Here is a 21,016-nt window from a genome sequence, read left to right as displayed (position 1 = left end):
AGAAAAATTGCCTGAAGGAATTTCACTTTAATTGCTAAGTTTGCTCGCGAGATCAGCTTCAAGCTGCGGCTTATTTTATGGAGTTGAGGCACAAAAAAAGACGTCCTAGGACGTCTTTCTTCAAGAATGCGGCGGGAGTGAGACGGCAGACTTTAACCGTTAAGCAATTGACTTTAAAAGCCATTAATTCCGAGCGTGCAAACAGGTATTACCTTAGGTATTACCTGAAGCAAACCATTAACCAATTACTCTCCCATCAATAAATGCAACACTCAAATTGTTCAATGCTGATTCAATCGTTCAATAGCCATTTCTAATTGAGCATCATGGAACAGCGCTAGCTTCCGGTTAGCCCATTTACTTCCAGCTTCCCAGTGTTCGATACCTCGCTTAACTGATTCAACTGTGCTATCACATTCTTGTTTAGACATAAGCCAGTCAACTGTCGTCAGAAGTTCCATCCCATAAGGTGACTCAAACCCATCAATAAGTTTTGCAGTTTTTTCTAAAGCTGGTAAGTATTCTTTTGCTTCTGATTTCAAGTAAGCAGATAGCTGTTCTTTTTTATCATCATTAAAATGAATAACATCAAGAGGATCACTGTCTGGGATTCTCTTATCAGAACCTAAATAACTACCATCAAGAGCGTTCAATAGGTGCATTAGATTGTTGGCATAAGGTCCGTAGTTATGAGGTTTAAAGCGGAGCTTCAATAGATCTGGTTTACCTTCTCTTTCCAGCTCTCTAGAAAGTAACCAGGCTAACTTTTGTATCTCTAAGAGACTACACTCCATACCTAGAATCCAGTAACGACGTATAAGCTCAGCAATCATGGCTCGAGCAGGTGTCAGGGCTTCAACGCCTTTTTTCTTGGTCACATTCTGATATTTCTTTGTTGGTTCATATACATAAACATCAACATCACACAAAGAGCTCAGAGCTTCTTCTATTTTTGACTTAACATCATCCCAGCGAAGTCCTCCATTACCAGCCCCTAAAGGTGGTATTGCAATAGACTTCACTTCATTTTCTACAATCCAGTTTCGTAAGTCTTCAAGCCCATCGACAACCCACTCCATTTTAGATGGAGAGCGCCAGTGCTTCTTCGTTGGGAAATTGACAATCCACTTAGGGCCAACTAACTCACCCGTATCTGTAACAAAAACCTTCCCAGTTTGAACTTGGTTGACCTTGCATGCTTTGGCGTAGAGGCTCATGTTTAAAGGAAAACGTTCTTTAAACATCAAAGCAATACCTTTACCCATTACACCAACCGTGTTTACTGTATTCACCAATGCGTCGACGTCCGCGTCTAAAAGGTTGCCTGTTGTATAATGAATCATGAAAAATACCACCCCGGCCGTGTTACAACTTGTAAGCTATGCCCAGACTTCTGAATTAATTGCTCTAAGTATTGCTTAACATCATCTGAAAAGCACGCCATTCCAACAAGAGCTTCAACTGGAACATGGTTGTGGATTAGAGCCTCTGCCTGATAACGTTCAAACTTAGCAGGATCATCCGCATCTCGTTTAAAATCTCTTTTCTGGATTATTTCCCAATCTATTTTGTCTAAATCCGACAGGTCATCATAAAAGCTCGACCACATGTAATATGCATGGCTATCTGTAAAAACAAACGGTATACCCTGCTTATCTATGCTTCTTAAACTAGATACAAGAATTACAATCTCACTGTTATCTCGCTTTTTTACTCCACCCCAGCCACTTTGGATATTCTTAAGCATTGGAGAGAAAGGTGTAAAGTAAAAAGGGACGTAATCATGTAATGTCCCGCCCGGCCCAATCGGCACCGGATGTGTCGACCGCTTGGAAATCAGTTCAGGATTACCAATGTTCACCCAATTATCTGAGCACACTGAGCTATTGCCAGCATAAAGACCATTTTTTAAAATCCACTCTATATTATCACGGTGGACTATTCGCCAAATCAGCGCCTTCTCAGGATTTAAGCTTTCTTGGTAACTCACTTAATCTCCATTTACAAACATTTGCGGTCGGACATTAACATATGGAGTCACACTATGTTCTCGACATAACTCCAACACGCGAATTTTAACAGGATCAGTCCGAACAAAAATACTAAATAATAAGTCTGATTCAACAGTGGAAGGAGCCAAGCATTCTGCCATACACGTCAACTTTGACTCCTGATCATCATAATCTCTTTCATTCATTTTATCCCAGTCAATATTCTCTACCCCTGGAGTGTAATCGAGCACTGTAAATTCACCAGTAGCCAAAGGATGTCTCGGAATCACCGACCAGTTCCGGCCTTGCGCCAACGTCCGTCGGACCGTTAAAAATATAAACTCTTTTTCGGGAGAAGATCTTTGAATACATCGATCAAAAGGGTTGTTAGCAAAAAAATGAAACGGTACTTTTTGTTCTAGCTTAAAGGCTTCACGACCTTGCAGTATTTCTGGGTCGGCAACATCAGAGAACTCGGTTAACAAGCTCCTTGGTTGCAATCCACTAGCCAAAATCGACTCTAGATTATCTAGATCAGTAATATGATATAAAAGTGCTTGGTCTCTGATGTTCGTCCTTTGCATGATCAGTAATGCTCTTCAATGTAACCATACGCCTTAGCGAACAGCTCTTTGTCTTTTCCTAAACCAAACTGAGCAAGTGTCAGTAGCAGTGCCTTTTGAATCTCTCTTGGTCCACTGTTTGAGCTCTGCCAGCCTTTAAAGCGTTTGGCTTTTACAATCTTATCTATCTGCTCGACAACATCACCAATAAGCTTTGGAGTGCTTTCTGGACGAGTTTCTAAGAACAGTTTTGTTAGTGCTTGTTTGTTATCTTCTTGGGTTACTGGTGAGTCCCCCGTTTCACGCTCTGCTTGCACTGTATCTTTCGCCGTATCAAGTAACCCTTTCAGCCAGTCGATAGCTTTGATTACACCTGCTTCATAATCCTGACGTAGTTTTTCTAAGCGCTCACCGAGAGCGATAAACTTCGGATTACCGCTACCACGTAAGCGACCCATTAGATCAATTTCAAGCTGGCTTGCGCGCTTCTCTTGTTCTTTCTCAGTCAATGTGAAGATAGCGTGCTCATCCATAACCAACTCATCAATATCATCACGAATGCGATTAATATCGGTATGCTCGTGAATCATCTTGATAGTTTCTGGACCTAACGCAGCCCACACGAGAGAGCCAGTCTGCCCTACAGGGCGAACTGATTCATAGATTTGAACCAACCACTTATAATCAGCTCGATAAGGCGTTAAGAACGCATCCGGGTTAATCGCAGACCATAACTTAGCTAATACACCGAAAGAGGCTGCAAATTCATCGCGTTTTTCGTTAGTCGGTAAGCAAGCTTGCGCTGCCATAATACCTTCAAAGCCGTCCATGGATCTGTCGACGTTAGGGAAGAAGCTTAAGCACTTATCTAGCTGAGCTGGCAGTAGCTCTTTAAAGGCCTCAATGCCTTCCACCACGCCGTCGATCTCTTCAGGATCATACGCGAGTGCGGTACGTAGATTTTCAAACACACCAAGGTAATCAATGATGAGGCCCATTTGCTTACTGACATTGTCTGTCTCGTACAAACGGTTAGTACGACACATAGCCTGCAACAAGGTATGGTCACGTAATGGCTTATCTAAGTACATGCAGTAACAAATAGGCGCATCAAAGCCTGTTAACAGTTTTGCGGTCACAATCAGCAATTGAAGTGGTTGTTTAGAATCTTTGTAATCCTCGATCAAACTCTTCTGCTTTTGGTCGTTGCCATCAATCTCTTGCCAGCGTTCAAAGTCTGACTCGATGATAGGAAGCTCAAGCTCTTGTTTCCACTTACGCCAATCTTTGTTGACCTTACCCTTTTTACTTTCATCGTCATCTTTGATCGGTGCTTGGTCGACGTTCATGACCACTTCAACCGCATCAAAGCCAAGCTTCTTACCGAGTAAGTAATACATTTGAACGCAAGCATCTCGGTCATAGACCACAACCATGCCTTTCATCTGCTTCGCCTTTACGTGACTTACAAAGTGATTGGCAATATCTTCGCTTACTGCCGCCATGCGCTTTGGCGCCTTCAACATAATCGCTAAGCGGCCAGCACGTTTAGACAATGCCATTTTCTCATCATCGTCCAGGTCGTTGTCTTTGACCATTTGTTCAAAAGCTTCATCGATAGCGGCACGATCTACACGGAGCTCAGCCAAACGAGGCTCGAACTTGACCGCATTGGTCGCTTTATCTCGAATGGACTGCTTATAGCTGTAACGGTTCATATAACGCCCTTCATCCTCTTCGGCACCAAAGAGTTTGAAGGTATTGCGGTCGATACCAGAAATCGGCGTACCTGTTAAACCATAGAAGTGAGCGTGAGGCAGCGCCCAGCGCATTTTGTCGCCGAGCGAACCTTCTTGAGTACGGTGCGCTTCATCCACCAGCACAATAATGTTGTCACGACTGTTTAGGCCGTTTTCATTGCTCTCATCAATTTCGACGTCTTTAAACTTAAAGACTGTGGTGATCAAAATACCGCGACTATCTTGTTCTATATGCTCACCAAGCTTTTTACAGCTTTGTACTTTGATGAGGTTTTTTACATCTGCTCCACCGAAGGTTTCATTAATTTGGCTATCGAGATCTCGACGGTCTACCACAATCAACACGGTTGGATTTTTCAATTTGTTATCAGCACGGAGCATTCGAGCAGCATAGAGCATAAGCAAGGACTTACCTGAACCTTGGAAGTGCCAAATAAGACCTTTTTTCGGATAACCTTTTTTTACGCGCTCAACAATTTGTTTTGCGGCTTCAAATTGCGGGTAACGCGGTAGAATTTTAATGCGTTTAGGAGGCGTGTCTTTACCTGTTTTCACTGTCGAGAACAGAGCAAAAGACTCTAGCATTTGCAGCAAGGTTTCTGGGTTCAATAAGCCTTCACAGCTATCAAGCACGGTAGCTAAACTTGCAGGAATTTCATCTCGCTGATCGGTCTTATGCCATGGCCCCCAGTCTTTCACTCGCGCGTTGATTGCACCATAGGCAAAGGTGCGACCTTCAGAAGCAAAGCACAAAAGATTTGGTACAAAGAAAGGCTCAACATTTTTCCAATAGTGCTTTTCTCCCCCCATGAAATCGGCGGCACCATCTTGCCAGGTAACACTTGGACGAGTGAGCGATTTTACTTCCCCCACCACCAACGGGATACCGTTCACATACAGAACGATATCGAAAAACACCTCTGTCGCGGCAATGAAATGAACCTGTTGAGATACAACAAAATGGTTGTTTTCAGGGGTATCAAAGTCAATCAGCTTGATAGTGATGTGGTCGCCGCTCTCACCAAACGGTAGGCTTTTTTCTGCCATTAACCATTCATGAAAATTCTCGTTGGCTTTCACCAAGCCCGTGTGTTTGGCTTCCAACATCAAGCCACGAAGTTTGTAGATCACCTCATCAGCATAATCAGGATTGTTGCCAATATCAGGGTTTAACGAACAAAGCGCGTCTTTAAGCCAGGTATCGACGAAGATATCGTGAGTTTGCTTAGGCAAACTCTCACCATGGCAGTAATTCCACTTTACTCCGTTTAATCCTTTTAAACGGTCAATTATTCCATTTTCTGTGACGGTTTGTTCGTTAAACATATTACCCTCTAACTAAAATACTCTGACTTTAGGTTTTCAAGAACTGACATTGAATCATGCTTCTGCGATACAACTGACTTAATGTTTTCATCAAAGAGTCTCAGTAAAGTATCGGTTTCGGCTATCTCATCTATCGGCGGTAGTAAAATCGGCAAGCTTTTTAAGCTCCCTGGATTTATGTTTGCTTGACTAACACCAGGCGTAGCAAATGCCTTTAATCGATACTGAACCAGAGGCAGATTCAAATACTGATTTAGATAAAAAGGCGAAACTTGCGATTCATCTACAACTAATCGAATGAGGTACGATGCAAAAAGATACTTGTCGTCAAGCTCAAAAATACCAGTTCTTCCCACCCACTCCATACTATTAGTTCGATTGAAGACCAAATCACCTTTGTTCAGCGTATATTTTTCCGCATCTCCGTAATCTGAAGATAAGTACTTCATATCGTTTGGGTCTACATACCCATTGGTTATATTCATCATTCTCAAAACAGGATACTCACCTTCCTTTTCCAAAGCTTCTGAAAGACCGTATTGAGTATCAATCAAAACATCACCAATAGTAGTTAGCCTCCACCCTTTGGGAATGTTTGCATCATCCGGCTTCATGAATATCTGGCGATACCAGTTGCCTTTTAGCATCCTGTCGTAAGCAAGCTTCGTCTTAATCTTGTAAATATCAGCATGTAATAAGTCTATTCGATCAAAGCATTCTTGAGCTTTATCAATAACCTCAAGGCAGCGAGACATTTGCGGTTTGTCAGGCAAGGTAATTTCAAGCTCTTTTAATACAGAAAATTTTGTTCTAGGTGATAATGATCCTGAAGAGTTCTGTATAGCCCAGTTCCACATTACTTTAGATTGAATAATATGCGGCAATAATTCTTTATCGGTTAAGTTGGACTTAGCCTCCATAACTATTATGTCACCAGAACAGATCCCATCGAATTCAGCAATCGCGGCCTTTTTTAAATATGGACGGCGTTTACCAAACAAAATCTGGCCTTTCTTAAACACTCGAGTAAAGCTTGGATTATCTTCAGCAATCATCCCCCAACGCTTTATCTTTAGCGAGCCAGAATCTAAGTGTTCTAACCCTATGTAACGCTCATAGCCATCACCAATAGGATCTTTGGTCGTTAGCTTTACTTCTTTACAGATATCACCGAATTTTACAGTTTGCTTATCAGTCATCTTTCTTTACCTCGTAACCTAACTGCTCGAGGCTATTAAATAGTTTGTTGGTTTGCTTCTTCAGTTGTACTCGGCTCATTTTCCATGCCTCAATCGCATGTTCGATATCATGTACTTCCCCACTAACCTTAGCTTTCACGTAAAGTGGAATAGATAAGTTGTATTGGCTTTCACTGATAGTGTCTAAATCAACCAGCGCAGTAATGTCACTTTGGTTGTCTGGTTTGAAATAAGCTTCACAAAGCACATCTAAATCATCATCAGATAAGCGGCTGTGGGCACGCTCGCGGGTTACATGTTCTACACCATTGATAAAGAGAATCTTGTTTTTACGCTCAACTGGCTTATTACAGTTGAGCACCACTACGCACGATTCCATTGGCGAGTTGTAGAACAAGTTTGGTCCAAGCCCTATCACCGCTTCAATGATGTCAGATTCAATCACTTGCTTACGGATCTCTTGCTCTGAGTCGCGGAACAGAACACCGTGAGGCCAAAGCATGGCCGCACGGCCAGTATCAGGTTTTAAGCTTTTGATGATATGGGTATAGAAACCGTAATCTGCACAACCTTGTGGTGGAACACCGTACATGTTGCGCCCATATGGGTCAGCTGCAAACTTTTCACGATTCCACTTTTTGATGGAGTAAGGCGGGTTAGCAAAGATGACATCAAACTGTTTGAGTTGGTCGTTCTCGATAAACTTAGGATCGCCTAAGGTATCACCACGCATAACATCAAACTCTTCAATGTCATGCAGGAACATGTTCATACGTGCAATTGCAGAGGTTAGCAGGTTTACTTCTTGGCCTAACAAATGAACACCACGCCACTCTTCACCTTGTGAGCGTAAATCCATCACAGCATTAAGCAGCATACCGCCCGTGCCACAGGTTGGGTCATACGCACTCTCACCCGGCTTAAGTTTCATGATACGGGTCATTAAATGCACAACGGTACGGTTGGTGTAGAACTCAGCTGCCGTATGCCCTGAATCGTCAGCGAACTTTTTAATCAGGTACTCGTAAGCCTCGCCCAAGTCATCTTGAGCAACAGACTTAATACCTAGTGGGATTTTACTAAAGTGCTGAACAAGATCTGACAACAAATGATCAGGCAAACGCTCTTTGTTGGTCCACTGCGCATCACCAAATACACCGTGCAAACGATCGTTCTTTGCTTCAATCAAACGCAGAGCATTTTGAATCGCTTCACCAATGTCTTTGCTCGTATTACGCACCTTCTCCCAGCTTGCTTCCTCTGGGATATCGAAACGGTGATACATAGACATCGCGGCGTATTCAGCATCACCTTCGTGCAGCTCTAATGCTTCGTTATACTCTTCTAGATATACATCCGATAGACGCTTAAAGAACAACAGTGGGAATACGTACTGCTTATAATCAGACGCATCAATTTGGCCACGCAGGAATTCGGCAGCACCCCACAGTAGTTCTTCTAGTTTGTTCTTGTTCATAGCTCAAAGCCCTCTTTGATTAACAAGGCTTCTAACTCTTGTTCAGCGGCCTCTAAGGCTGCTAATTTTTGCTGGAAATCTTTCAACGCTTCTTCTACGGTAATGGTTTCTTCTTCTAACGGCTTTTGTACATAACGAGCAATATTCAAATTGAAATCGTTCTCTTCAATCTCGCTATGCGGCACCCAACGTGCGACACCTTCAATGTCGTCTGCTTTAGGGCCTTTGGTGCGCATGTTCTGATAGATGTCGTAAATTTCATCAGCTTGAGGCTCTGACAAAGTGTTTTGCGCGCGACCTTTGGTAAAGATTTCTTCCGCATTCACAATCAGCACATGATCTTTATGCTCTTCTGGTCTTGCTTTACGCAATACTAGAATACAAGCAGGGATGCCTGTACCGTAGAACAAGTTTGAAGCCACACCGATTACCGCTACGATGCGGTTTTCTTTTAATAGCTTGGTTCTAATTTTACCTTCTGCACCACCACGGAAAAGCACACCATGTGGCAGCACTACCGCCATTCGCCCTTCATCATTCAATGAAGCAAACATATGCTGAACCCAAGCAAAATCCCCGTTAGTTTTTGGTGCTAGGCCAAAGCCAGCACGACCATAAGGATCACTTGTCCAATAATCATGTCCCCACTCTTTTAAGCTAAATGGTGGGTTTGCGATTACGCAGTCAAAATCTTCTAGTCGGTCATTTTTCAGGAACTTAGGATCGCGAAGTGTATCACCACGAACGATTTCAAAGTCTTCTTGTCCGTGTAGGAACAAGTTCATGCGAGCAATGGCTTCGGTAGTCAGGTTCTTCTCTTGACCTTTGATTTTAAGTAGACGTGGGTCACCACCGTTCTCTTTAACATGGTGGATGGTTTCAAGCAGCATACCGCCTGTACCACAAGCCGGGTCATATACACTCTCATTAGCTTGTGGGTCTAGAATATTAACCATAAGACGAACAATGGTACGTGGCGTATAGAACTCACCCGCTTTCTTGTTTGCTTTATCAGCAAAGCGCTTGATGAGATATTCGTAAGCACGGCCCATATCATCATTACGCACACTCGATACACCAAGGTTAACCTTGTTGAAATGGTTGAGTAGTGTCGATAGCAGTTCGTCTGATAGACGCTCTTTGTTGGTCCAGCTCGCATCACCAAAAATGCCATGCAGCTGTGGGTTTTCTAGCTCAATGCCACGGAATGAATCTTTTAGGGCTTGGCCGATATCCTTGGTTTCTGCAAACACATCTTTCCAATGACAGTTAGCTGGAATTTGGATGCGGTGAAACATATCGCCTTTCGCAAGCTCTTCATCATCCACTTGCTCCATCGCCTCTGCGAACTCTTCATCGTAAACATCACAGATACGCTTAAAGAATAGGATTGGGAAGATGTAGGTTTTGTAGTCTGAAGCGTCAATAGGACCCGTAATAATATGGGCCGCATGCCAAAGGTGCGCTTCTAAGTCTTTGAGGTTTATTAATGTCATTGCTTGCTCTTATTCTCTTCTATCCACGCTTCAAGGTCTTCACGTTTGAAGCGCCAAGAACCGCCGACTTTGAAACCAGGAAGCTTTCCTTCGCTTGCTAATCTATACGCTGTTTTTTCGGCCAACTTTAGGTAAGCAGCCACCTCTTTCAAGGTTAATATTTGGTCTACCATTCAGAGTGTTATCTCGTGTTGGTTTTATTCATCAGAATTAATGGTGAGAGAATATGGGAAAATTGGGGAATCGGCAACGTGAGATAACTCAATACAAGACTGAGTGCATAGAAAAAATACGAATCCCCACCAGCGAAAGCTGGTGGGCATTCATTCTATTAGTAGCATTTCATAACTATCAATACGGTGATTGCTTGAACGATAGCCTCACCGCGATGTTGACAATTCAGTGACTACAGAGTTTAAGACAAGCACTCACCTAGGGAGTTAGCAATGTTTCTTTGTATTGTATGGGACTCTCGCATAGTGGATAGTCATTCGTACTAAAGTGATTCAACTTTCTATATGTTTTGTCAAAATAGCGCTTGTCGGACCAAACCTGAATATCGCCGATGACAAACAAATGTTTTTTGGCTCGGGTAACAGCTACGTTCAACAAATTTGGTTTTGAAGAAGCCCAAGATGCCCCGCCACTGTTTTTAGTGTCGCAACCGAGAACCAAAATAACGGTATCATTCTCCTTGCCTTGAAAGGTGTGCACAGTCCCTACGTTGTATTTCAGAAAGTTATTAAACTCCTTTTCATTCCAACTCGAGTTACTAAGCAGCTCTGACTTGCTACGCCTCAGTTCTTCTTTCAACTCTTTTCTTACCGCTTTAAATGGAGTTATTAGATAGATGCTGCTTAAGTCGCCATTGTGCGCAGCTAATTCGAGTAAAAGGGCTTTAACATCTTCACCCAACTCACGTTTATACTGTTTCTGTACACAATCTCCTTTTGAATCATTCCAGCGATTACGCCCTAAAGCCATATGAGTTCTTGGTTCAACATCTTTAGCCTTGTCAGAGCCATGTATCATTCGATTGTTGTAAGCTATTTCATTCGAAATGCTAAACATGGGCTCGATACATCTACGATGTACCCATAACGGTATACCTATCCATTGTTCTTCACCATCCATATCTATCATACAGCCATACGGATTAACGCGATCAGCTAACGTCTGAACTGACCACATACAAGGGTCCCACTTCTCTGATTTTTCTTGCAACTTAGATTGCATTAAGTAGTCAATCAGCTCTGGTGGAGATGTAAACACAGGTTCAATTTGCAGAGGGTCTCCAACAACCACAGCTCGCTTAGCACGAAGCAAACCACCTACAGCAGATTGTGGTACTGCTTGCCCAGCCTCATCAATCATTAGCCAACCTAAAGACTCTGGCGGCAGCTTAGAAAACATATTTCCCAATGAAGCAAAAGTTGTCGAAATCACGGGGACAAACATAAATAGTATCTGCCAAGTCGCTAGTGCATTCTCGCGACTCTTCCCTAAAACAACATCATTCACTTTATGTATCTGAGATCGAAAACTATTCAGGTTGCTAGCCTCGATCAACCAAGCCTCATGAAGCAGTAACGCTGCAGCGTATACGTCAGACCTCAGTGCATTGATCTTTTCCTGCTGCCAGCACGCGTGTCTCTGTCTGTCATGCCCCTCAATATCATCAGTAGTTTCTGGTAAGTGATACCCCTTAAACTCGTCTCTATAGGCATCTAACTCATCTAAAAGCTTCTGCTTTTTAAGCTCTTTAGATTGAATATCGACCTGCTGCTGTGAAATTTTCTTTGTACACCCTTTTATCTCGATTTCTTTGGCTTCAACATCACCAACAATCAACCGAATAGCTTTTTTGACCTTTTCGTACTCACCGAGTTTTTGAGATAGTGATGCCTTATATTGTTTATTTTTCTTAGTGTTAAAGAACCGACTAAACCAACTAGGCGAGTTAACCTTCAATAGCTCAAGGGAAATTGAAATTTCTTCTTCCCTTCTCACTTCTGCATTTCTTGTTGAACTAAGAACATCTAGCTCTACAGAGAGCGTTTGAGCATCGTTTTCTAGCTCATTTAGAACTAGGTTCATTTGGTGCAAATCAGCATCAAATTGATGTTCATCGAAAGTCTTTTGCAGGCTATCAAAATGGGCTAACTTGTCATTCAACTCATGGAAACGAGATAACTTCTCGTTAAAGGCCCTTTTGGCAATTTGAAAAGAAGGCCCGGTATAAGTTGAGCGATATTGCCAAAAATTCAAGAAGTCCAAAGAAGGCTCTCTAACCGCTGGCTCATTGCCTTTTTCATAGTAGTAATCAAAGAAAAAGCGATCGAGAAACTTTCGCCTCTTTTTATAAGCCCCCATGGCAGCAGATATATTTCCCCAGCTCTGTCTTTTGTCATTCAAGGGGTGTAAACGACCTTTCTTTTCATCAGCACTTACTTGGTTTGCTACAGAACGAAAAAAACTGGTATTAGCGTATCTGTCAGCTATCGACTTTGCTTGAGGAAGCTCTTTTGAGATATTTTCAACGGCGGCATTGTTTGATGACGCCACAATCATTTCAAAATCAGTAAGCTCTTCAATAAGAAATCCTTCTGAACTTAACCCATCGCTAACCTTCGAAAAAGAAGCTAATACCTTCGCTCTCTCAACAATGTTTTGCGCAATGATATCCCGCAATAACGTCGTTTTACCTGTGCCTGGAGGACCATTAACCGAGATCACGCCACCTGTTTTCAGCTCCTTGAATACCGTATTGATGGCGAACTGCTGCATTAAAGACATGTTATGCGCAGGCTCTGTCAGCCACCTTCCTTCTGGTGTTTCTTTGGGGTTCAAGCGATTATGAATCAGCGGTATCGAATCGTTGGTATACAGATCAACATGCTTATGACTGGATTGTCCCAAGTAGGTTTGAAGGGGCTGGCTGGCCCTGCCAGTGGAAATCGCATTAATGGCCCGCTCTATATCTCGAATATAAAAGCTGTTTAGAATAGGTAACTGAGATTCGTCTTCTTTAGATGCATCGTCATTATCGTCTTCAATTTTTCCTGGAGCCTTTTTGTTCTCCAAAAGATTGTCTGACTTCGCCTCATACTCATAAAAAGCCATCTGAAACGGGTAAACCTTTGAGTGCTCTGAAAGCAGCAAATCTTGATTAGAAATACCAGCCCATTGGTAAAGCCCCTCAACCAAGCCCATTAGACTTTTCACACAAAGAGTATGCCTTCCCTCTGAGCTAGGATGGTTAGGCAAGGTGGCTTCCCAGCGATCCAAAAACTCGTTAAGATCGTCACACCGACTATCGAATCGTTCCTGAGATATCGTCGCAGCCCTGCCACCAAGTAACTCAGCCAAAGCCCAAGGTAGCGTGCTTACCGAAAAGGTATCGAGTCGTGGAGTACCAAACTCATCCAACATCAGTTTAGCAAAGCAAGACGCTCCCTCATTATCTCTTCTTTGCTCTATCTCTTCAGAGATGCAATCTTCTTGCCTGTGGGTAGAAAAGTACTCTGCAACTTTTTTATCTATAGCCGATTTATCGAATAATCCTAGATATAGGGTATAAGTACACTTTTTACCCGGAGTAAGGCCGAGTGAATCACGAGCTGCGGGATCTAGCCACGGAAGTAGATGGTTACCACATGACTTCAACTCGTGACACGACACATTTACTGGGGCAATTTTGCTCTCGTCTTTATCTGGTACTGAGTAGGCTTGAAAAAACTCCACTAAATGCCAGGCTTTCAATATATTTATCGAGTCTTCTTTTCTACTATCCACGAATTAACGCCTATCAATACCATCAAATATCATTAAGTTACGATAATATACAGCCTGATTGCATAAGGCGATGAAGAATGACAAAAGACTGATAGAGTGTGACGGCTCCCTTAAAAACAAAGCGGCATTGAGTTACCTTAAAGCTAGACACTCCTCCATCCACTCATCCACTTCACTTTCACCCCAAGCTACAGCTCTATCCCCGAGGCTGATGGACTGAGGAAATGGTTCTTCATTCATCTTGAAGTAAATCGCGGAGCAACTTAATGTCCTCCTTTACATGACTTTTTAGTTTTCAACATCTCGTGGGGCATCTCCTATGGCTGTAGTATCTAATTTATATAGCTATTCCGACAGCCATATTGCTTCTTGCTCTAATGCCAATCCAAACTTTTTCATTTCGACTACTAATGCCTTAAGTGAGTCTTCTTGATCTAATAATACCCCTGAATTTCGCTCAAAAGAGTCAAATTCACGGGCAGTATCATTCCAAAGCTTGTTTTGCCCATACCGGTTCAAAAGTTCCTTCCAATTAGACATCATCCAAAACTCTGCTCTTTCTTCTAGCTTCTCTTTTAGGCGGCGATAGTTGTTCAGCCCTACGCCGTCATAATCGGCAAAAAAATAGACCATCGATGCCCTGTCAGGCATCGATAACCAATCAATCAGTTTGTTGTGTAGCTGCCCTCGGTACCAAATAACGGTAGTGGGTTCGTTACTGGGTAGCCAATCTAGACGGTCAAACAATGCTTGGTTTTCCACCAGCCAAATAGAATGATGAGTTTGAAGGTTCTTGTTTCTTTCTCCACCCACTTCTAGTGAAAAAACACCAAACTCTTCTGTCGCTACATTTAAGTGCTCAGTTAGTACTCCAGAAACCTCCCATAACGGATTTGCAACCGCTTTAGCCAGCACGTAGGTGACATCGTGATCTACTCTTCCTTGTTTGCTGCTGCGTGTGGAGGCTATGTTTACGGCTCTTTGCGGGGCTGATGGAGACACGTTTTGATTTGGTGCCAACTGCTCCAGTGTGACTTTAACGACATCCATATCTAGAATGCGGTAGACCACTCCACGGCCTTTAGGAGTAACTTGTACACTCTGAGTTTTGCGGCTGAACTCTTCAAGCTGCTTCCTCTGAGATGGCGTCAATGTGCTTCCGGCAATGGAATCAGGGTACACCTCAATTAGTCGCGTTAGTGCTTTAGCCAATACCTGGCTCATAGTGATGGCTCCACTTGTGGTTGCGACAATTCTTGGCTCTCAATTGGTTCGAAAATCTGCCAACTATTTTTGCTGATGTGGTTCCTACCATTAGTCTGGTGGATTGGCACACAATAACGCGCCGTGGTTAACGGTGCTGGAGAAGCAAAAATCAGTGCGAAACCGAACTGTTCAGCAATTTCAATCAAATTAGCTTGGTTCTTGGTATCCAGTGCCAACGCCTCATCCAAATAACATACTGCTTTCATTTGGTGACGTTTATCTTGCATTAGATGGAGCATCGCCAGACCAGTTACAAGCTTGGCCATCAATACGGTTCCGTTAGAAGCCGCACTATCAATATCTTCAAATGACTCTTGTTGTTGTCCTTGCTTGGCAACGACGAACTCAAGTCTAAACAAGTCTGCCACTCTTAAGCCTTGGCGTGCATTGCCTTCTTCAATCAACAGGCTCTTCGCTAGATCTAACTCAGCATCATCAAGAATACTGCCTTGATCAAACAGCTCAAAACTCTGTCCACTTTCTGTTTGTTCTGCTTGCTGGATTAGTACATTCATCGCATCAACAAGTTGGTTCTCCTCAACTGGTTCAATTTTGAAAGTTTTGAGATCCGATAACTGCCTATGACTGATTAATCGGTTGAATTCTTTCATCTTACTTTGTAGTGCATAGAGCCCACTGCGCAGCTCTCTTAAACTCGCAGTGACGTTGACTACTGCCGATCGAGCACGCCTTTCCAACGCTTTCTTCTCATCATCCAAACAATGACTGAATTTAATAATGCCTTTTAACTCTTCATCCTGAGTTTGAGCCATCTGGAACTTGGTAAGCCCCTTTTGAGCTAAGTCATTTTTTATTTGGCGCAATTCTTTGGACAACTTATCGAGGTCTTTACAATCCTCGATGTATTGCTCAAGGCGAACGGGTAGATATTCCAGAGACCATTCATCCACAATAATCCAAGGCGTATGTGGATGCTCCGAAAGAGCATTAAACAGCGCTTGATCATCAATTCTTTGATTTTTGAGCTTTTCAACTCTTTCACTATCCGTTTTAAGCTGAGCTAGCTTACCTGCAATTTCATTGATTTTGGCCGTTATCGTTTTGTGCCTTTGTTCTACATTATCTAGCTCTGCAGTAATGGTTTTTAGCTCTTGCTCAAGCTTCTCTTTTCGCTCAGATCGCTGAGCCTGACTTTTTGTTAACTGTTGAAGCTTTTGGTAATCCTCAAGATCCAGTTCACACTGCCTTACTGCACGGTTTAATTCGTTCTTTTTGTTTTCAGCAATCTCACTTTCTTTGCTTGCTTCAAGCAAATCTTTAAGGTTCTCGATCTGCTCATTAACACTACGTATTTCTTCAATAAGCTCTTGCTCTGTTTTTTGAACATACTGAGGAATAAGCTCATTGAGCGATAACATTAAGCCAGCCAGAGAGAGTTTATCGAATGATTCACCTTTCAGTACTTCTCGCAGCTGATTAATGTCAAGTGAATACTGCTCTGGTGGCAATTGCATCACTTGTGAGTTCAGCACTTTATTCAGCTTTTCTAACTCGGTCGTATCGAGCCGTCTAGATAGATGAAGATAAAGATTGTCTCCCAACGTTTTACGTTGTGACTCTAAAGTAACAAGTTGGGTCTTACGTTCGTTTAGCTGTTTCTCCAGCTCCTTTGAGGAGAATTTTTTAGATTGAACACACAGTGCTGCTTGAATATCGTATTCACGCTTAGCTGATAGCAGCTGTCTATTCATATATGACTCATCGGGGACCAGAGCGAAACGAATAGATAATGATTCCTGCTCTTCATCAGCCTTCTGGCATTCTTTTAAGCTAACTTTGAGTTGCTCCTCTTTTTTAACGTTTTCTCTATCTTCTTCTTGCAGGCCAAATTGCTTCTGTTCCAACTCTGTTTTCTGATAATTTAAGTTCTCTTTTTGAGTTTGAACATGACCGTGCCAATCTTGCAGTAGCTCATTAACTTTAGGCTGGCATGCGGCGATCTTTCCTCGTAGCGACAAGGTAAGCTCAAACTTTTGTTCGATCTCTTGAATCGTTTCCAGATTGTTAACGGCTGCTAGGTACTGCTCGCGTTCTAGGTTTATGTCTTGAAATGCTTTCTCCCACTCCTGCTTAAAATCGATGCTGGAATTAGGTAGCTCTCGACTAAATATCTTCAACAAGTAGTCTTTCACATCACTGGAGTTGAGCTTATCGAGCCTAAGCGTTTTAGTTAGTACTTGCTGGTAAGGGCTCGCATGACTGACACTCTCGAGTTTGAATACCGTAAAGTCGATGTCGCTTGCTTTCTTGCTTTTGGCACCACCATAAATAGAGTGTCGAAACTCTTTATCATTGAATTTATAGACTCGATGCTGCTTCGTCGCTAAGTGGTTGACTAACTTTGGTTGGGCAACGATATTGCCATCATCCATTCGGAAATCATCTAGGTTTAATTCACCTTTGTAAGCGAAGTATTCGTAGTCATAACCTACCCCTTTACCAACACAGCCAAACACCACGGTGCCGGTTTGTGGCAGGATAACTTCTAGCAAAATGTAAGCACTGTTATTTGGGAAGTAAAAGCGGCGAGCCTTCTCTAATGAATGAGAGCCAAAATCCATCCTTCTTTGGTCGATGATGAGCAGAAACTGGAGTGCGTTGATTAAGCTTGTCTTGCCATGGTTATTTGGCGCAATTAGTGACACGGAGTCATCAAGAGGAAGTTCTGCTCGCTGGTAGCCAGCACTGCCAATTAACGCTAAACGTTGAAAACCGTAACTTAACATGATTCATCTTCCTCATTAGCGACCACGTCGCTGCCGGATTCTTGCTCAGTAATAGCTTCGAAATGGTCTAGGTATCTATATACCGAAGGCAGCAAACGCCAGTGATTGTTCTCTTGAGCGGCAAAGCCTTTTCGCACTGCGTTATCGAGTATCTTTGCTAGTGCATCTTGGTCGATCTCTTCTGCATCCAAAAGCTCTTGATGCCTTTCGTAGATCTCATCTAGCAAGGCATTATCAATTGTCCATTGGTAAAACTGACCGAGGGAGCGGCCGCTATCAGCTTGATGGTCAAATATCACCATCAGCAATAGTGCTAACTGGCGTGATTGTTTATTGATGTTCTGGTTACCATCTTCATCATGGAACCAAGCAAAACCCCGTCCATCAATGCGCAAGTCAAAACCCAAGTTAGCAAATAGGTACTGATACTGCTCTGCTTGCTGTTCTAGCTCATGCCATAGAGCCGCATCTGTCGAGCGATTTAGGTGCCGGCCAGAATTAAAAAGGGTAAATAGCTCAGTCAGATGAGCCAGCTCATTTAAATCGATTTTGCTAGTTTGCATTATCAACATCCTTTGCATTTGTTGAGCCAGTCAACATCTTTATTTCGTGAGGGTGGTAGGTTACGGCTACTGTGTTCAGCGCTGTAGTACTTGAGCTCGCCCCTAATGTGCTTTGCCACTGAGGGTCGCGAACAAGCTCGTGATAGAGCCGCAACAGCTCGGCATCTGGTAGGTGCTGATAGTTTCCTCTGAGCCACGTCATTAGATTCGCGACCGGTAGCGAGTCAGCAAGTTGTTTTCTCAAAAGCTCTTCATCAACCCAGTTGATCATTGGACTTTCAGTCGCTTCCTCTTCATCCGGGAACGGTATAGAGCTAGGTTCAAAGTCCAAGAATTCTGCCATCAACTCGCGAACCTCATTGCCCAATTGAATTTTAGTCACGCGGCTACTTTTCCACATAGGCAAACCTTCGGCATTCAGTCCTCGCGCTAAACCCTTTTTACGAACTTGGCTTAGCTGCTTGCTAATCACCGCTGAAAGTTGATTGTGTTGTCTGGCTTCCTCTCTTAATGGCAACAAAGTATCGGCACATTGCTGAGCAATGACTCGTCCTTGGTATCGAAGATCTTTGACTTGATAAGCTATCTGACGCATTGCCAACCTTTGTTGATACAAAGAACCGCGCATGGAAAGTATGTCAACGACAGTATCGAGTGCTTCTTCCGCCTTTTCTAATAACGGGTAGAAACTACCTCCAAGACCGCTATCCATCATTTCGTTCATGGGTTCTACGTATTGGTCATACACTTCCAACACTTCACGGTAACGCCGCTCAATTGGGACACTGGTGTCCACCGACTTCGCCAATTCTGCTATTTCAAATATTGCTTGTTTGTCCTGAGTTAACTGTTGGGTAATTTTTCTAACCAGTTCCGACAGCCTGTTCGCGCCAGTACGAAGTAAATCGTTGTCCGCCACATCGAGCCCTTCTATTACTTGGCTGGTGGCATTTTTGATCGCATCAACTCGCGCTTTAAGGACTGCTGATAGACCTAACTCATGCTCTTGGGTTAAGCCTCTGACAAAGTCCACAACTAGCGTGTTTAGCTGATAATCGCTGCTGCGATTGATAGGCTGCAATATGTCTGCATTAACAAGGCTGGTAAGCACAGTATTACTTTCCGCATTTTTACTTTTGTACTGATTGATCACTTGCTCAAGTACTCTCAGCTCAAACGCTGGAAATTCTCTCGAAAGCCGAGTTAACTGTTCAACCACCTCCCAATGTTGATGTAGCTGAAAGGTGAGACTTTTAGGTGCCGCCATCTGTCATTACCTTATTTGTAAAATTAAATCCCAACAAACCTTGCTCTACGTTGACTCTTAGATACACTCGAAATATTATGACGCCAATAACGACAGGTAAATACTGATTACATACACACGTCGCATAACTAGACAGGAGTTAGATGATGAGTAAATGGCCAATACGCTGGGATCTACTATTCCGCTACAGAATGATAGAAGCCATCGCGCTGTGGGAAGGACGGTTAACAACCAATCACCTGATTAAGAGCTTTGGCATTGGAAGACAGCAAGCATCTAAAGACATCAACACCTATCTAGCCGATATCGCTCCAGGAAACCTTGTTTATGATAAACAGCTAAAAGGCTACAAGCCCAGTGATAGCTTTAGCCCACAAGTAACAAAAGGTCATGCTGATGAATATTTGCACATTCTTTCAAGAAGTGAAGATATGACCATCACATTTAAAGAACTTGATATGGGGTTTGAAAATACAGAAATGATTCGCCCTGTCACACGCAGCATTGCACCAGAGATTTTACGGCCTCTGGTTCAAGCAATCAGAGAGAAAAAACGTGTCGACATAAGCTACACATCACTCAAAGACGGTATTGAAGTTGAGCGGATTATTTCACCACATACATTGGTTTGTACGCCCCTAAGGTGGCATGTTCGGGCCTATTGTGAACATGCTAAAAGTTATCGCGATTTTGTGCTCAGCCGCATAAGAGGCATTCCAATACTAGAGGCCAAGAGAGTAAGAGGAAAGGAGCAAGACGAGTCATGGAATACTCCCCTAACAGTTGATCTAATGCCTGACCCGCGACTGACAGAGGCTCAAGCCAATGTCGTTGAACATGACTACGGTATGGAAAAAGGTAAGCTCACGATACCAACCAATGCTGCACTGGTTCGCTATGTTCTTGATACCTATAATATCGACATCAATGTGCTAGATTCGAACCCTAAAGGTCAGCAGATTATCGTGGGGAACTTTGAAAAGATAAAACAGTACCTAATCTTCTAGTTAAATCTACTTGCCAAAATTGCATAACACGTCAACTCATAAGCATCAGACTGCTTATACACTAACAGAACGATAGTAGTATTGCTCTGGATGACAACATGCAAACTTACCAAGTATTAAAACAGCGTCAAAGAGTTGAACGAGATGACTACCCACAGAACCTTAGCCTCCGTGTTCACCAAGCACTAAGTTGGCTGCAGAAGTCTGAACTTTGTGACGATGATGATTCTAAGTTTATTTTCCTGTGGATCGCTTTCAACTCTGCTTATGCGCAAGAGTTTGACCAGCGGCAACACTATGGAGAGCAAGGACTGTATCGGAAGTTCTTGGAGAGGCTCATCACTTGTGACCAGCGAGAGCAATTACACAATTTAGTTTGGGACGAGTATTCCAACACGATTCGAATCATCTTTGATAAAGAATTTATCCTCCAGGCATATTGGGATTATCATGCAGGAAAAATTACTGAAGATTGCTGGAAGAGCGAACGCAGCAAAGCCAAAACTGCTGCGGTATTCTTGAAAAACTGGTTCCGAGTATTATCGAAATCATGATGGAC

15 protein-coding genes and 1 pseudogene are annotated in these 21,016 nt (G+C 42.9%); 2 read left to right on the top strand and 14 right to left on the bottom strand.

Annotated features, from left to right (window positions below):
* Window positions 1-281: 281 nt before the first annotated feature.
* The 14 genes and pseudogenes from L1D23_RS15695 to L1D23_RS15630 all read right to left on the bottom strand — a co-directional run bounded on the left by L1D23_RS15695 (window position 282) and on the right by L1D23_RS15630 (window position 19,450).
* Window positions 282-1,343 carry a macro domain-containing protein gene (locus tag L1D23_RS15695; RefSeq protein ID WP_275667317.1) on the bottom strand — a complete coding sequence of 354 codons (1,062 nt, stop codon included), beginning with the start codon at window positions 1,341-1,343 and terminating at the stop codon, window positions 282-284.
* Window positions 1,340-1,990, bottom strand: a complete 651-nt coding sequence (locus L1D23_RS15690) for a DUF4433 domain-containing protein (RefSeq protein ID WP_239867956.1) — start codon at window positions 1,988-1,990, stop codon at window positions 1,340-1,342. Before L1D23_RS15690 ends, L1D23_RS15695 begins: the two co-directional genes overlap by 4 nt.
* Window positions 1,991-2,575 (bottom strand): DarT ssDNA thymidine ADP-ribosyltransferase family protein, encoded by a 585-nt coding sequence (locus L1D23_RS15685; RefSeq protein WP_239867954.1) that lies wholly within the window; start codon window positions 2,573-2,575, stop codon window positions 1,991-1,993.
* A 2-nt stretch (window positions 2,576-2,577) separates the two neighbouring features.
* Window positions 2,578-5,640: an HsdR family type I site-specific deoxyribonuclease gene (locus L1D23_RS15680; protein ID WP_239867951.1), complete on the bottom strand. Its 3,063-nt coding sequence runs from the start codon at window positions 5,638-5,640 to the stop codon at window positions 2,578-2,580.
* An 8-nt stretch (window positions 5,641-5,648) separates the two neighbouring features.
* Entirely contained in the window at window positions 5,649-6,839 is a 1,191-nt protein-coding gene (locus L1D23_RS15675; RefSeq protein ID WP_213916337.1) for a restriction endonuclease subunit S, read from the bottom strand.
* Window positions 6,832-8,316: a class I SAM-dependent DNA methyltransferase gene (locus L1D23_RS15670; RefSeq protein ID WP_239867948.1), complete on the bottom strand. Its 1,485-nt coding sequence runs from the start codon at window positions 8,314-8,316 to the stop codon at window positions 6,832-6,834. The genes L1D23_RS15675 and L1D23_RS15670 overlap by 8 nt, the downstream gene beginning before the upstream one ends.
* Entirely contained in the window at window positions 8,313-9,812 is a 1,500-nt protein-coding gene (locus L1D23_RS15665; protein WP_239867946.1) for a class I SAM-dependent DNA methyltransferase, read from the bottom strand. The genes L1D23_RS15670 and L1D23_RS15665 overlap by 4 nt, the downstream gene beginning before the upstream one ends.
* Entirely contained in the window at window positions 9,809-9,985 is a 177-nt protein-coding gene (locus tag L1D23_RS15660) for a helix-turn-helix domain-containing protein (protein ID WP_009842282.1), read from the bottom strand. Before L1D23_RS15660 ends, L1D23_RS15665 begins: the two co-directional genes overlap by 4 nt.
* A gap of 259 nt (window positions 9,986-10,244) precedes the next feature.
* Window positions 10,245-13,607 (bottom strand): AAA domain-containing protein, encoded by a 3,363-nt coding sequence (locus tag L1D23_RS15655; RefSeq protein WP_239867943.1) that lies wholly within the window; start codon window positions 13,605-13,607, stop codon window positions 10,245-10,247.
* Window positions 13,608-13,739: 132 nt separating this feature from the next.
* A pseudogene (locus L1D23_RS15650) lies at window positions 13,740-13,889 on the bottom strand (AlpA family phage regulatory protein).
* Window positions 13,890-13,952: 63 nt separating this feature from the next.
* Complete coding sequence (locus L1D23_RS15645) at window positions 13,953-14,831, bottom strand: Wadjet anti-phage system protein JetD domain-containing protein (RefSeq protein WP_239867938.1); 879 nt, start codon at window positions 14,829-14,831, stop codon at window positions 13,953-13,955.
* On the bottom strand, window positions 14,828-17,620 hold the full coding sequence (locus L1D23_RS15640; protein WP_239867936.1) for a hypothetical protein: 2,793 nt from the start codon (window positions 17,618-17,620) through the stop codon (window positions 14,828-14,830). Before L1D23_RS15640 ends, L1D23_RS15645 begins: the two co-directional genes overlap by 4 nt.
* Complete coding sequence (locus tag L1D23_RS15635) at window positions 17,614-18,183, bottom strand: DUF4194 domain-containing protein (protein WP_239867934.1); 570 nt, start codon at window positions 18,181-18,183, stop codon at window positions 17,614-17,616. The genes L1D23_RS15640 and L1D23_RS15635 overlap by 7 nt, the downstream gene beginning before the upstream one ends.
* Window positions 18,173-19,450, bottom strand: coding sequence for a hypothetical protein (locus L1D23_RS15630; protein ID WP_239867931.1), 1,278 nt, complete (start codon window positions 19,448-19,450; stop codon window positions 18,173-18,175). The genes L1D23_RS15635 and L1D23_RS15630 overlap by 11 nt, the downstream gene beginning before the upstream one ends.
* Window positions 19,451-19,596: 146 nt before the next feature.
* Between L1D23_RS15630 and L1D23_RS15625 the strand changes: the two genes are divergently transcribed.
* Both L1D23_RS15625 and L1D23_RS15620 read left to right on the top strand, forming a co-directional pair.
* Window positions 19,597-20,457, top strand: coding sequence for a WYL domain-containing protein (locus L1D23_RS15625; protein WP_239868550.1), 861 nt, complete (start codon window positions 19,597-19,599; stop codon window positions 20,455-20,457).
* 98 nt (window positions 20,458-20,555) lie between these two features.
* Window positions 20,556-21,011 (top strand): HEPN domain-containing protein, encoded by a 456-nt coding sequence (locus L1D23_RS15620; RefSeq protein ID WP_239867928.1) that lies wholly within the window; start codon window positions 20,556-20,558, stop codon window positions 21,009-21,011.
* Window positions 21,012-21,016: the final 5 nt, after the last annotated feature.

Source organism: Vibrio sp. Isolate24, assembly GCF_022398215.1.
In the GTDB taxonomy this organism is placed as follows: Bacteria; Pseudomonadota; Gammaproteobacteria; order Enterobacterales; family Vibrionaceae; genus Vibrio; species Vibrio coralliilyticus_A.
This window is presented reverse-complemented; position numbering and strand designations above follow the sequence as displayed.